Source organism: Polynucleobacter sp. Latsch14-2 (genome assembly GCF_018881925.1).
Classification (GTDB): domain Bacteria; phylum Pseudomonadota; class Gammaproteobacteria; order Burkholderiales; family Burkholderiaceae; genus Polynucleobacter.
In genome coordinates this window covers 188671-202124 of record NZ_JACVPL010000001.1, presented here as the reverse complement: position 1 = coordinate 202124, position 13454 = coordinate 188671, and the positions used below count along the sequence as shown (strand labels likewise).

The window sequence follows — 13454 nt, the reverse complement described above, 5'->3', positions numbered from 1 at the left end:
GATCTTCATATGATTGGTCGCATTCAAGGCACTCTCGTTTCAATTCACCCGCCCCGCCTCTTGGTTGATTGCCAAGGGGTTGGCTATGAGATTGATGTACCGATGAGTACCTTGTATCAACTGCCTGAAGTTAATCAAAAAATTACCCTGCTCACCCATTTCCAAGTGCGAGAGGACGCGCAACAACTCTTTGGCTTTGCTACCGAAACTGAGCGCGAGGCCTTCAGACAACTCATTAAGATCAGTGGAGTGGGCTCACGTACTGCATTAGCAGTCCTGTCAGGCATGAGCGTCAACGAACTAGCGCAGGCGATTGCCTTACAAGAAGCAGGACGCCTGACTCAAGTGCCTGGCATCGGCAAGAAAACGGCTGAACGCCTTTGTCTAGAACTCAAAGGTAAGCTTGCGCCAGATTTAGGAATTACTGGCAAGCCCCAAATCATAGAAGCTAGCAGCGAAATCTTGCAAGCGCTCTTGGCTCTGGGCTATTCAGAAAAAGAGGCGCTATTAACCCTCAAACAGATTCCTCCCGATAGCACTGTTTCAGATGGTATTCGGATGGGCTTAAAGTATTTATCCAAGTCCTAATCAGACATACCCCACTAAACCAAACACCACTACACTTGCAGTATGGCGATACATACAGAAGACCTTAGTTCGATTCCTGAAGATTTACCGGAAGGTAATGATCGTATTGTCAGTGGCGCGGCAGGCAATGCAGAGGCCGTTTTTGAAAGAGCCTTGCGCCCCAAGCAGCTTGATGAGTATGTTGGCCAAACTAAAGCTCGCTCCCAATTAGAGATTTTTATTAGCGCTACCAGAGCGCGTCAAGAAGCACTAGATCACGTATTGTTATTCGGACCTCCAGGGCTTGGCAAAACCACCTTGGCTCACATCATCGCTCGTGAACTCGGCGTCAATCTACGCCAAACTAGTGGCCCTGTATTGGATAGGCCAGGCGACCTTGCTGCACTGCTCACCAACCTTGAGACTAACGACGTTCTGTTCATTGATGAGATTCATCGCCTATCTCCAGTAGTTGAAGAGATTCTCTACCCAGCTCTTGAAGACTACAGCCTAGACATCATGATTGGCGAAGGCCCTGCTGCGCGTAGTGTCAAGATTGATCTCAAACCATTTACCTTGATCGGTGCTACCACCCGTGCTGGCATGCTCACCAATCCATTACGTGATCGCTTTGGCATTGTGGCAAGACTCGAGTTCTACACCACTGAAGAGCTTACCAAGATCATTAATCGCTCTGCAAATCTTCTGAAGGCGGAAATTGATCCCGAAGGTTCGATCGAAATAGCTAGGCGTGCTCGTGGCACTCCGCGTATCGCCAATCGATTATTGCGTCGCGTGCGAGACTACGCAGAAGTCAAAGGCAATGGGACCATTACTAAGGCCATGGCTGATGCAGCATTAAAGATGCTCGATGTTGATCCAAGTGGTTTTGATGTGATGGATCGAAAACTGCTTGAAGCAATATTACATAAGTTTGATGGCGGCCCAGTCGGCATTGATAACTTGGCGGCTGCGATTGGTGAAGAACGTGACACCATTGAGGATGTCTTAGAACCTTATCTGATTCAGCAAGGCTACCTGCAGCGCACCTCGCGCGGGCGAGTGGCAACACGTCAGGCTTATGAACACTTTGGCTTAACGCCACCCAGCGGATCAAACAACCCAGATCTACTGAGTTAATACGTCTAGGTGATCAGTGCCTCTGGCAATGCTAGCTTATGGTCAATGCTGTACTGATAATCTTTAAAGATGTGTTCCGCACTCAATATTTGATAATTACCATCATCCAATCGATGACTTGTGTCCTTAAGTCGGTATGTATAGTGACCGCAAGTCCAGCAATTGAAATTACTCATGTGGGTACATAAGCAGGTCTTATCTTTAACAGAAATATTCTTACCATCCGGATGAATTTCAAGCTCCCGATTGAAGGCGGTAATGTAGGCGCAGTTACCAGATCCATCCAGCAAATATCCATAAGACTCACAGCCTGGTCGTATACCAGAACCAATTGCAGGCGAACTTTTCAACATACGCATTGGGTAGCCGGTTGGCGAAATATTATTGACTTCAATGTCTTGCTCACTTGCTTTAAAGTATTCCTGCTTCACTTTATATGGCAAGCCGCATTCTTCAGATACCGTGAACCGCGTAGCCACTTGCACTGCTGCAGAACCCTTCTCCAAGAAGGAAACTGCATCACTGCCAGTAAAAATGCCGCCGGCAGCGATAATGGGAATATCTAATTGCTCAGCCTTGAGGTAGGCAACTACTTCAGCAACAATCGTTGCTAAGTCGTATTGCGCCCAATCATCTCCAAAACCAAGGTGGCCTCCAGCTAAGGGGCCTTCGATCACAATATAATCAGGGAAGCGGTTGAGTCTGGCATTTTTGCGTAAGAAAATTTGCAAAGCGCGCACCGAAGAAACGATGATGCCTAACTTTGCATCCCGAAATCTGGGGTGATCTTCTATTAGGGCAAAAGAACCTAAATGCAAACCTGCGCTTAAGGTAATGCCATCGATACCAGCATCAAGCGCTGAAGCCATACGCATCCGCAAAGTTTCACGAGGGCCATTCATCGTCAGCTTTTCCATGCAGTTCACGAAAATCAGTCCATCGCCACGCTTTGCTTCCATGGTTGCGCCAACGTGTCTTTTCGTTGCTTCCGCCAACAGCCCAAGATCGAACTGAATAATGGATTTATCAGAATTTAAAATATTGTATTTATAAAACTTGGTTTTATCTTTGACGTATGTGGTGTCAAAGCGCTTATCCGACACATCGGGAACCATGGCATCAGAAATATGTCCTACGCCTCCTAATCTTGCCGCCTCTAAAGCCAACTCCGCAGTTGATATATCAACACCCATGCCACCCACCATGATGGGTACCAGCTCTTTTTTACCGAACTTCAATCGAAAATCGTCAACGCGTTTCATTAATGCCTTTTTGAGCTAAGTAATCCCGTTTCTTTCATAGGATATATATAGAATACATCTATTGGTGTTGTTAACAGATGTATTCTGAAAAGCCCCTTGTTGCAGGAGCACTCCAAGCTAAAAGGCAATCAAGCGTGACTAAGTCAGAGTAACTTTGGCGAACTTGCGCTTGCCCACTTGCACTACATAGGTTCCAGTTTCAACTTTGAGTTGCTTATCTGAAATTGTGACGCCATTAATCTTCACACCATTTTGCTCAATATTGCGATTGGCTTCTGATGTTGATGGTGCAAGACCAGCAGCTTTAATGAAGTTTGCAATGCCCATTGGGGCTCCAGATAGGTTGAGCGCAGGAATATCGTCGGGCACACCACCTTTAGCGCGATGATTAAAGTCTTCTAAAGCTTTTTCTGCAGCAGCTTGGGAGTGAAAGCGTGCAACAATTTCTTGAGCAAGCAACACTTTGCAATCTTTCGGATTGCGGCCAGCAGCAACCTCTTGCTTCATTAAATCAATTTCTGACATTGGTCTAAAGGAAAGCAAGGTGAAATAATCCCACATCAAATCATCTGAGATGCTCAAGAGTTTGCCAAACATATCGCCAGCAGACTCACTAATGCCAATGTAATTTCCTTTGGACTTACTCATCTTCTCAACGCCATCTAAGCCAACCAAAAGTGGCATTGTCAGAATACATTGAGGCTCTTGGCCATACTCACGCTGAAGCTCACGCCCAACCAAGAGATTGAATTTTTGATCAGTACCGCCAAGCTCTAAATCACTCTTCAGAGCAACTGAGTCATACCCCTGCATCAAGGGATATAAAAACTCATGAATCGAAATCGGCACGCCACTCCGATAGCGCTTTGTAAAGTCATCACGCTCTAACATACGAGCAACAGTATGTTTTGCAGCCAACTGAATCATGCCGCGCGCACCTAGCGGATCACACCACTCGCTGTTGTAACGCACTTCGGTTTTAGAGGGGTCTAGCACCATGCTAGCTTGACGATAGTAAGTTTCTGCATTGACAGCGATTTCTTCTGCAGTCAACGGGGGACGAGTGGCATTGCGACCTGATGGGTCGCCAATCATGCTAGTGAAGTCACCGATCAAGAAAATGACGGTATGCCCCAAATCTTGTAGCTGCCGTAATTTATTCAGCACTACGGTATGTCCTAGATGAATATCCGGCGCTGTAGGGTCTAAGCCTAACTTGATCCGTAAAGGTGTCTTTGTAGCTTGGCTGCGCGCCAGCTTCTGAACCCAGTCAGCCTCTACCAATAGCTCATCGCAGCCACGCTTAGTAACTTCGAGGGCCGCGAAAACTTCTGGAGTTAAGGGGTATTTTTGCTCTAATTTAGCCGTCATGCTGATACAGTTATTGAGTATTTAAATTGCTAAAGCATAATTGTCGCATTCCTGAGAGCAAAGCCCAGAACCGCATGAACAAACCCCATTCCCTCTACATTGGCCTGATGTCTGGCACCAGCCTAGATGGGATTGATGCCGTTTTAGCCAGGATTAGCTCCAATGGCGAGGCTAGCGCCCAAGCATCAGTCAGCAAGCCTTTTTCACCTGACTTACGCAAAGCCCTATTTGAGCTCCAAAGCCCCGGACTAAATGAACTCCATCGCGAGAAGCAGGCTGCCAATGCACTTGCCCTAGCTTATGCAGACGCAGTCAAACAATTGCTCGAGAAGGCGAAATTACTACCTGCCGATATTGTTGCGATTGGCGCTCACGGCCAAACAATCCGCCACCAACCCGACCTTGGCCACGGTTTAGCCTATACCCACCAAACACTCAATCCTGCTCTCTTAGCCGAAAAGACAGGCATGGACGTTATTGCCGACTTTAGAAGCCGCGACCTCGCCGCTGGTGGGCATGGCGCACCCTTAGTTCCCGCCTTTCATGCGCAACAATTTTCCTCTCATGAAAATGCAGCGATCCTAAATATTGGCGGCATTGCCAACCTTACGCTGCTACCAAAAGGTGGCGAGGTAAGTGGTTTTGATTGCGGTCCTGGCAATATATTGATGGATGCATGGATTTCCGATCAACAAGGAAATGACTTTGATGAAAGTGGTGCTTGGGCATTACAAGGCAAAGTTAATGAAGCATTACTTGCCAAATTATTGTCTGAGCCATTTTTTGCAAAAGCACCTCCAAAAAGTACCGGTCGCGATGACTTTCATCTGGATTGGTTGCGCGAGAAAATTGCTGCTGAAAATATTAACTCTGAAGACGTGCAAGCAACCTTGTTACATCTCACCGCCCACTCTTGTTTAGATGCTCTGATATCACACGCCCCGCAAACCCAGAAGCTGATTGTCTGTGGTGGTGGCGCTAGAAATACTGCCTTGATGAATTTACTAAAGGTAAAAGCGAAAAATATATTTAAACAACCCTTAGAAGTTGCTACTAGTGAGAGCGTCGGTATTGATCCACAACTGGTTGAAGGACTAGCCTTTGCATGGCTGGCTTGGGCTCACAAAGAAAAACGGCCGGCAAATCTGCCAGCCGTTACGGGTGCGAAAGGTCCTAGAATTCTAGGCGCTTGCTATCCTGCTTAAATTCTCTTTTTAATTAAGCGGAGAAAGAGGATCCGCAGCCACAAGTAGTTTGCGCATTTGGATTCTTAATGACGAACTGTGAGCCATTGATATCTTCTTTGTAATCAATTTCAGCGCCCACTAAATATTGGAAGCTCATTGAATCCACCAACAAAGTAACGCCATTCTTTTCAAACAAGGTGTCATCTTCATTCACGGCATCATCAAATGTGAAGCCGTACTGAAAGCCTGAGCAACCACCCCCCTGAACAAATACGCGTAACTTGAGTTCTGAATTACCTTCTTCAGCGATCAGATCAGCAACCTTTGCGGCGGCACTATCAGTAAATACCAATGGAACTGGTGGCTCTGCAAGATCTTCTACGGGCTGTGTGGCTACTTGTGTCATGGTTTACTCCTAAATCAAAAGGCGATTTGTTTATTTTAGGCTTTTAATACCTAATTTGCTGAAGGGGCTAAAACCATACCCCCACAGTTATTAAGGCGATACGGCAATTTGGGTAAGGCCGGTGGTCTCAGGAAGGCCAAACATTAGGTTCATGCACTGCACACCTTGGCCAGAAGCGCCCTTCACTAAATTGTCCTCAACCACCAAAATCACTAAAGTATCGCCATTACCGGGCCGATGAATGGCTATTCTTAAGCCATTACTTCCACGCACAGAGCGGGTTTCTGGGTGACTGCCCGCCGGCATCACATCGACAAAGGGCTCATCTTTATAGTAGCTCTCATAAAGCTTTTGATAATCAACATCCTTGCCCGCCTCAGTTAAGCGCACATACAGAGTTGAATGAATACCCCTTACCATTGGCGTAAGATGCGGAACAAAGGTCAATCCAATCTGATCATGGCCTGCAATCGCTTTTAAACCCTGGACGATTTCTGGCAAATGGCGATGACCTTTAACACCATAGGCCTTAAAGTTATCGCTAGATTCAGAATGCAAGGTGCCGATCTCTGCCTTACGTCCAGCACCAGAAGTACCGGACTTTGAATCAGAAATAATATGGGTGCCGTCGATCAGTTGCTTGCCACCAGTCGACTTAGACGACAGCAGGGGTGCAAGACCTAATTGCACCGAGGTTGGATAACAACCAGCCAAGCCAACAACTCGCGCCTGTTTAATTGCCTCGCGATTTATTTCTGGTAAACCGTAAACAGCTTCAGCCAAAATATCTGGGCAAGCGTGCTCCATGCCATACCATTGAGTAAATTCTTTAAGATCTTTTAAACGGAAGTCCGCAGCCAAATCTAGAATCTTTACACCTGCAGTCAAAAGCCCTTTAGCTTGAGCCATAGCGACGCCATGTGGTGTTGCAAAGAACACCACATCGCACTCATTCAATTTAGCTTCGTCTGGCGTAGTAAATTTCAGATCAATACGACCACGTAAAGATGGGAACATTTCAGCCACTGGCATGCCAGCTTCAGTGCGAGAAGTAATTGCGCAGAGCTTCACCTCTGGGTGTTGCGCCAATAAACGCAACAGCTCCACTCCGGTATAACCAGTGCCGCCAACGATGCCAACCTTAATCATGTCATTCTCCAAAATACTGACTTATGAATTGTATTTCTGAATTTCTCAATTGTAGAAACAAAAAGGGCCGCTTGCGCGACCCTTTCGTTAAACTTTAGCGACTGAAAGAAATTAGCGCTTGCTGAACTGCTTACGACGACGCGCGCCGTGCAGACCAACCTTCTTACGCTCAACTTCACGAGCATCGCGAGTAACCAGACCCGCTTTAGACAGGGTTGGTTTCAAAGCATTGTCGTAATCAATCAATGCACGAGTAACACCATGACGAACCGCACCAGCTTGGCCAGTTTCACCGCCACCAGAAACGTTTACTTTGATATCAAAGGTCGTTAGGTGGGCTGTGAGAGCCAAAGGCTGACGAGCAATCATGCGCGATGTTTCACGAGCAAAATAGGTGTCGATAGGCTTACCGTTAACAGTGATTTCGCCTTTGCCAGATTTAATGAATACGCGCGCAACAGAACTCTTGCGGCGACCCGTACCGTAATTCCAATTTCCGTAATTAATAGCCATTTGGTTTCCTTAAATCTCTAACGCTTTTGGCTGTTGAGCCGCATGCGGATGATTGGCGTCGCCGTAGACTTTCAATTTCTTGATCATGGCGTAGCCTAGTGGGCCTTTTGGCAACATACCCTTCACAGCCTTCTCCAAAGCGCGGCCTGGGAATCGGTCCTGCATCTTGTCGAAGTTGGTCGAGCTAATACCGCCTGGGTATCCGCTGTGACGGTAATAAATTTTGTTCAAGCCTTTAGTGCCTGTAACACGCAGCTTAGAAGAATTGATGACAACAATGAAGTCGCCAGTATCAACGTGTGGTGTGTATTCGGGTTTGTGCTTGCCGCGTAGACGGTGTGCCACTTCACTGGCGACACGACCGAGGACTTTGTCCGTAGCGTCAATCACGAACCATTCATGCACTACCTCATGGGATTTTGCAGAAAAAGTTTTCATGATTTCTCAAATTGTTATAGTCAAAAAATACTCTATTCAAACCACATCCACCTTGGCCCTGCTTATATTTGCAAGCTCGCAGATTCTGCAATTTAACTAGTAAGACAATTACCGCTGACTAATCGGTAATTCAGTAAAGCCTTGAATTGTAACCTAAAAAAAACCCAGGAACGAGTCCTGGGTTGGAATCCACCTATGTTTGGGTGGAGGAGACACTGGGAGGTAAGTCGCAGTCTTATATAAGACTGACTACCAATATGGTCATTCTACACAAGAAATATGATGCAATGCAAGAAAATTGACTGAAATCAATAATTTAATGTTGCCTTGCAGCAACTTGATCACCTATAAAATTGGTAAACTATTGAAAACATTGATTAATTTATGAAGTAAGGGATTACTAATATGGAATGCAAAGTTTCTTGGTTAGGCGGTGGCGGAATGGCTTTTTCGGCAGAAACTGGTAGTGGTCACCTTGTCAATATGGATGGCGCACCAGAAGCGGGTGGCAAGAACCTAGCGCCAAGACCAATGGAACTTCTTTTAGCTGGGGCTGGAGGCTGCTCTGCATTTGATGTGGTTTTAATCCTACAAAAAGCTAGGCAAGCAGTCAGCGCCTGCAATGTCACACTTCAGGCGGAGCGAGCCACTGAAGATCCCAAAGTATTTACAAAGATTAATTTGCACTTTGCAGTCAAAGGGAAAGACTTAGATCAGGTCAAAGTAGATCGTGCAGTCAAACTGTCTCACGAGAAATACTGCTCAGCAACAACCATGCTTGCCAAGACAGCTGAACTGACCTACAGCATAGAAGTCATTTCAGAATAAGTGCAGAGTCAATCGATAAGCCGGATTCTGTCGCCTAGACTTTTCAATCTAGGGGCAATCATTCCTCTAGGCCGGCAGTTACCTGACGGCTCAAGCTCCCTACCCGCAGACTCAGCGGGAAGCCTCATCGCCTGCTTACTTGGGATTGCTCCAGGTGGAGGTTACCGCGTTTCACCGTAACTTAATACGCTCGTCTCTGTGGCCCTATTCCTCACGTCACCGTGGATGGCCGTTAGCCATCACCATTCCCTATGGAGTCCGGACTTTCCTCCCCCTCAATAAAGAGGCGGCGATTGCCCAATTGACTCTGCGCATGCAGTCTAACGCAGTCAGAGCAAATTGGCTTGTAAAACTAGTAGGGAGGGACTTAAAACAGCGACCAGGCGATGGTTTCGCCCGCACGTAGCGGCACAATTGTGGCATCACCCAAAGGCAATTCATTTGGAATATTTTGAGCCCGCTTCACTAAGGTCACTTTTTTAGTATTACGCGGCAAAGAATAAAAATCAGGCCCAAAGAAGCTCGCAAAGCCTTCTAACTTATCTAACTTACCAACACTCTCAAATGCCTCAGCATATAAACCCAAGGCATTAAATGCGCTATAACAACCCGCACAACCACAAGCAGCCTCTTTAGCGCCCTTGGCATGTGGCGCGCTATCTGTCCCTAGGAAGAAACGTGGATTACCACTCGTAGCCGCTTCCAGCAACGCAACTCGGTGCTCTTCACGCTTTAAAACTGGCAAGCAATAATTATGCGGACGAATGCCGCCGGCAAAGATAGCATTACGATTCATTAACAAGTGCTGGGGCGTGATGGTTGCGCCAATCGTATTTTTTCCAGCAGTGGCAGCGTCTCGCACATAATGCACGGCCTGCAAAGTGGTGATGTGCTCGAATACAAGCTTGAGTTCAGGAAAGTTCTTGCGCAGGGGTTCTAAAACTTGATCAATGAATACAGCCTCACGATCAAAGATATCGATTTCAGAGCTCGTTACCTCACCGTGGACCAGTAGCGGCAGACCTACTGCTTGCATTGCCTCTAAAGCAGCATGGCAATGTTTCAAGTCACTGACACCAGCATCACTATTCGTTGTGGCCCCTGCAGGATAAAGTTTGAATCCTGCAATCCCTTCCGCCTTAGCTTTGCGCACTTCATCTGCAGACGTATTGTCGGTGAGATAAAGCGTCATTAGGGGTGTAAAAGTATCAACGCCCAACAATTTTAATTGCCCCTCAATGCGAGCGCGATAAGCATTTGCTAAATCTACTGTTGTAACGGGTGGCTTCAAGTTCGGCATGATGATGGCCCGTGCAAACTGACGCGCCGTATCCGCCAACACATCTTTCATCACTTCGCCATCACGAATATGCAAATGCCAGTCATCTGGCTGGATCAGTTCAATTTGAGTTGGGTTTGTTGCCATAGTTATTCAGTATCAATCAGGATGATGCGGAAATCATTCACATTAGTCAGTGTAGGGCCAGTTTCCACTAAAGCATCTAATTGTGCAAAAAATCCATAACAATCATGTGCCGCTAAATATTCTCCCGGCGATAAACCTTGGTTGGCAATCTGTCGAACTTCGGGCGTAAACCAAGCACCCGCATTCTTCTCGCTGCCATCTATGCCGTCGGTATCTGCGGCTAAGGCGGCTAAACAAGGTATACCTTCGGTCGCAAAAAACAGGGAAAGTAAAAACTCACTACAACGCCCGCCGCGCCCTTTTGTGCCGACAGGTAAGGTGACCGTGCACTCCCCACCAGATATCAATGCCACTGACTTGCCAAGATGCTGGCGTGCAATCACAGCCTGCTCGATGCCAACTTCTTGAGCCTCGCCAGTAATAGTGTCACCAAGGATAATAGGTTCGTAGCCTTGTGTAGCAACATACTCGGCGGCGGCCTCAAGACTTTTATAGGCAGTAGCAATCACATGATTACGAACCTGAGCGCCTTGTAAATCACCCTCTTTTAAAGTCTCAGGAATTTCACCTGCAGACCCTTTATTTAAATGATCTAAGACCGAGCATGGAATAGCTGTTTTATCTAGATGATATTTCGCTAGTATGTTGAGGGCGTCCAAATACGTAGAGTAATCAGGTGCACATGGACCGCTCGCAATGTCTGCCGGGGAGTCGCCTGTCACATCAGAAATCAACAAGGCCTCTACGCGAGCACCTCTAGCAATTGCTAGTCTAGCTAAATTTCCACCAAGAATCGCAGACAAATGTTTGCGCACGATGTTCATCTCTTCGATAGGGGCACCGCTGCGCAACAAGGACTCTGTAGTTTTGCGCATATCTTCTATGCTGATACCACTCTGCGGCAAGGTCAACAGACTAGAGCCCCCGCCAGAAACTAAAGCAATCAATACATCACCGGCATCTAAGTGATTCACTGCATCAAAAATAGCTTTTGCACCGTCCATACCTGCTTGATCAGGCACAGGGTGACCAGCTTCGATGATCTGAAGGTGCTTTGTTGGTGAGCTATGTCCATAGCGAGTCAGGACTGTGCCTTCGAGCTTTGCATCTGGCCAGTTAAGTTGGGCATAGCACTCTAAAGCACTAGCCATAGAGGCACTTGCCTTACCCGCGCCAACCACCAAACATTTCCCCTTGGGTTCTTGCCCAGCCGGGAAGATCTTGGCTAAATATTTTGGAATGATGATTTGCGGGTCTGCCACCGCCACTGCAGCGGCAAAGGCTTTTTTCAAAATCGTCTCTTGCTTGGTCATACCGCTATTCTAATCAAGCGCCGCACGCTCTTGCATATGCCACATCTCGGCATAGCGACCATTTTTAGCAAGCAGCTCAATGTGGGTGCCGCGTTCAACTATTTGGCCATGATCCATTACTAAAACTTGGTCAGCATGAACAATGGTTGAGAGTCGATGAGCAATGATCAGGGTAGTTCGATTTTTAGCTAGGCTCAGCAGCTCCTCCTGAAAAGCGCGCTCAGTCTTGGAATCCAAAGCAGAAGTTGCCTCATCAAAAATTAACATCACCGGCTTCTTCAGCAAAGTGCGTGCAATAGCCACCCGCTGCTTTTCGCCGCCAGATAATTTAAGGCCACGCTCACCAACCTGAGTATCGTAGCCATCGGGCAAATGTTTAATAAAACCATCAATTTGAGCAGCCCTAGCAGCCTCTTGCACTTCTTCAATTGAAGCCTTTGGATTGCCATAGGCAATGTTATAGCCAATGGTGTCATTAAAGAGGACTGTGTCTTGCGGAACAATGCCAATCGCCTTTCTGAGACTAGCTTGTTGCACGTCCAAAATATTCTGCCCATCAATTAATATCTTGCCGGACTGAACATCGTAGAAGCGAAATAGCAGCCTTGCCAGAGTACTTTTACCGGCACCACTTTGCCCCACAACTGCAGTAATAGTGCCAGCAGGAATATGAAAACTCACATCCCGCAAAATCTCACGCTTTGCATCGTAATGAAAAGAAACATGCTCGAAGTGAACGTCTGGGCCGTGTGAATATTGATTGATTTTTAAAGGGGGCGCATGAGGAGCATCAGCGATCTCTTTTTCTGTATTGAGCAAAGAAAACATTCGGTCCATATCGGTAAGGGCCTGTTTAATCTCTCGATAAATTACTCCCAAGAAATTCAGGGGAATATAGAGTTGAATCATTAATGTGTTGACTAGAACAAAATCACCTAAAGTCATGCTGCCATTAATAACTCCTAGGGTGGCGCGCCATAAAATCAAGACTAGGCCAATGGCGATGATTGTCTGCTGGCCAAGATTTAAAACCGCTAAAGACTTCTGTGACTTCACAGCAGCGACTTGATAGCGCAATAAATTCTCATCATAACGGCCGGCCTCGAAAGCTTCGTTACTAAAATACTTTACAGTTTCAAAATTTAGTAAAGAATCAATCGCTTTTTGATTGGCTCTCGAATCCATATCATTCATGGTGCGACGGAAATGAGTGCGCCACTCTGTCACCACAATTGTGAATGCGATATACAAAATCAAGGCAGCTAGAGTAATCGCAGCAAACCAAATATCGTACGAATAGGCGAAGTAACCCAACACCAAGCAGAATTCAATGAATGTCGGCAGAATGCTATACAAAGAATAAGAAATCAAAGACTGGATACCACGCGTGCCGCGCTCGATATCCCTACTAACGCCACCAGTCTGACGCGCCAAATGAAAACTCAAAGCCAAAGAGTGGAGATGCTCAAATACCTGAAGCGCAACCTTACGCACAGCATTTTGGGTCACACGGGCAAAAAGAGCTTCACGCAACTCAGTAAAGAGTGAAGCAGAAATACGCAATGCCCCATAAGCCAGTAATAAACCAACCGGCACTACTAATAATATTTCTGGGGAAGTTGCCTTAATATTAAGCGCATCAATGAGACGCTTCATTAAAATAGGGATGCCAAGATTGGTCACCTTAGCCAGCACCAAACAACTAAGAGCGATGCCCACTCTAAACTTATATTCCAGTAAGTATGGCAATAGGTCACGAATAACCCGCCAATCGCCACGTTGAAAAGTTTTTACCTCAGTGTCGGCATGATGCCGCCCAGATGAATGTCTCATATTTCTATCTTAGTGACTTCT

Annotated in this window: 13 protein-coding genes and 1 other RNA gene; 4 read left to right on the top strand and 10 right to left on the bottom strand. The window is 46.6% G+C overall.

The window, feature by feature from the left end; genetic code table 11:
- The first annotated feature begins 9 nt into the window (after nt 1-9).
- Together ruvA and ruvB are read left to right on the top strand one after the other, a co-directional pair.
- A complete protein-coding gene (ruvA, locus tag ICN46_RS01120) occupies nt 10-588 on the top strand; it encodes a Holliday junction branch migration protein RuvA (protein ID WP_216203645.1) in 579 nt (192 codons plus the stop codon).
- 42 nt (nt 589-630) lie between these two features.
- The gene (ruvB, locus tag ICN46_RS01115; protein WP_216203644.1) at nt 631-1707 is read left to right on the top strand and encodes a Holliday junction branch migration DNA helicase RuvB; all 1077 of its coding nucleotides are present in this window, start codon (nt 631-633) and stop codon (nt 1705-1707) included.
- A 5-nt stretch (nt 1708-1712) separates the two neighbouring features.
- Here the strand turns inward: ruvB and ICN46_RS01110 are convergent, their stop codons facing one another.
- A complete protein-coding gene (locus ICN46_RS01110; protein WP_216203642.1) occupies nt 1713-2969 on the bottom strand; it encodes a nitronate monooxygenase in 1257 nt (418 codons plus the stop codon).
- Nucleotides 2970-3107: 138 nt separating this feature from the next.
- Nucleotides 3108-4340 (bottom strand): tyrosine--tRNA ligase, encoded by a 1233-nt coding sequence (gene tyrS / locus ICN46_RS01105; RefSeq protein WP_216203640.1) that lies wholly within the window; start codon nt 4338-4340, stop codon nt 3108-3110.
- A gap of 74 nt (nt 4341-4414) precedes the next feature.
- On the opposite strand from tyrS, the gene ICN46_RS01100 reads away from it, so the two are divergent.
- A complete protein-coding gene (locus ICN46_RS01100) occupies nt 4415-5545 on the top strand; it encodes an anhydro-N-acetylmuramic acid kinase (protein WP_216203638.1) in 1131 nt (376 codons plus the stop codon).
- 13 nt (nt 5546-5558) lie between these two features.
- Here ICN46_RS01100 and erpA read toward each other — a convergent pair whose 3' ends face one another.
- The 4 genes from erpA to rplM form a co-directional block, all read right to left on the bottom strand.
- Complete coding sequence (gene erpA / locus ICN46_RS01095; protein WP_216203635.1) at nt 5559-5933, bottom strand: iron-sulfur cluster insertion protein ErpA; 375 nt, start codon at nt 5931-5933, stop codon at nt 5559-5561.
- A gap of 90 nt (nt 5934-6023) precedes the next feature.
- Nucleotides 6024-7082 carry an N-acetyl-gamma-glutamyl-phosphate reductase gene (gene argC, locus ICN46_RS01090; RefSeq protein WP_216203634.1) on the bottom strand — a complete coding sequence of 353 codons (1059 nt, stop codon included), beginning with the start codon at nt 7080-7082 and terminating at the stop codon, nt 6024-6026.
- Nucleotides 7083-7193: 111 nt separating this feature from the next.
- A complete protein-coding gene (gene rpsI, locus ICN46_RS01085) occupies nt 7194-7595 on the bottom strand; it encodes a 30S ribosomal protein S9 (protein WP_216203633.1) in 402 nt (133 codons plus the stop codon).
- Between the two features lie 9 nt (nt 7596-7604).
- Entirely contained in the window at nt 7605-8033 is a 429-nt protein-coding gene (rplM, locus tag ICN46_RS01080) for a 50S ribosomal protein L13 (protein ID WP_071466176.1), read from the bottom strand.
- Between the two features lie 405 nt (nt 8034-8438).
- On the opposite strand from rplM, the gene ICN46_RS01075 reads away from it, so the two are divergent.
- Nucleotides 8439-8861: an OsmC family protein gene (locus tag ICN46_RS01075; protein WP_216203631.1), complete on the top strand. Its 423-nt coding sequence runs from the start codon at nt 8439-8441 to the stop codon at nt 8859-8861.
- Here ICN46_RS01075 and rnpB read toward each other — a convergent pair.
- The 4 genes from rnpB to ICN46_RS01055 form a co-directional block, all read right to left on the bottom strand.
- Nucleotides 8862-9170, bottom strand: an RNA gene (gene rnpB, locus ICN46_RS01070) — RNase P RNA component class A.
- A 58-nt stretch (nt 9171-9228) separates the two neighbouring features.
- The gene (gene pyrC / locus ICN46_RS01065; protein ID WP_216203629.1) at nt 9229-10287 is read right to left on the bottom strand and encodes a dihydroorotase; all 1059 of its coding nucleotides are present in this window, start codon (nt 10285-10287) and stop codon (nt 9229-9231) included.
- A gap of 2 nt (nt 10288-10289) precedes the next feature.
- Nucleotides 10290-11600, bottom strand: a complete 1311-nt coding sequence (locus ICN46_RS01060; protein ID WP_216203627.1) for a glycerate kinase type-2 family protein — start codon at nt 11598-11600, stop codon at nt 10290-10292.
- Between the two features lie 9 nt (nt 11601-11609).
- Nucleotides 11610-13433 (bottom strand): ABCB family ABC transporter ATP-binding protein/permease, encoded by a 1824-nt coding sequence (locus tag ICN46_RS01055; RefSeq protein WP_216203624.1) that lies wholly within the window; start codon nt 13431-13433, stop codon nt 11610-11612.
- Nucleotides 13434-13454: the final 21 nt, after the last annotated feature.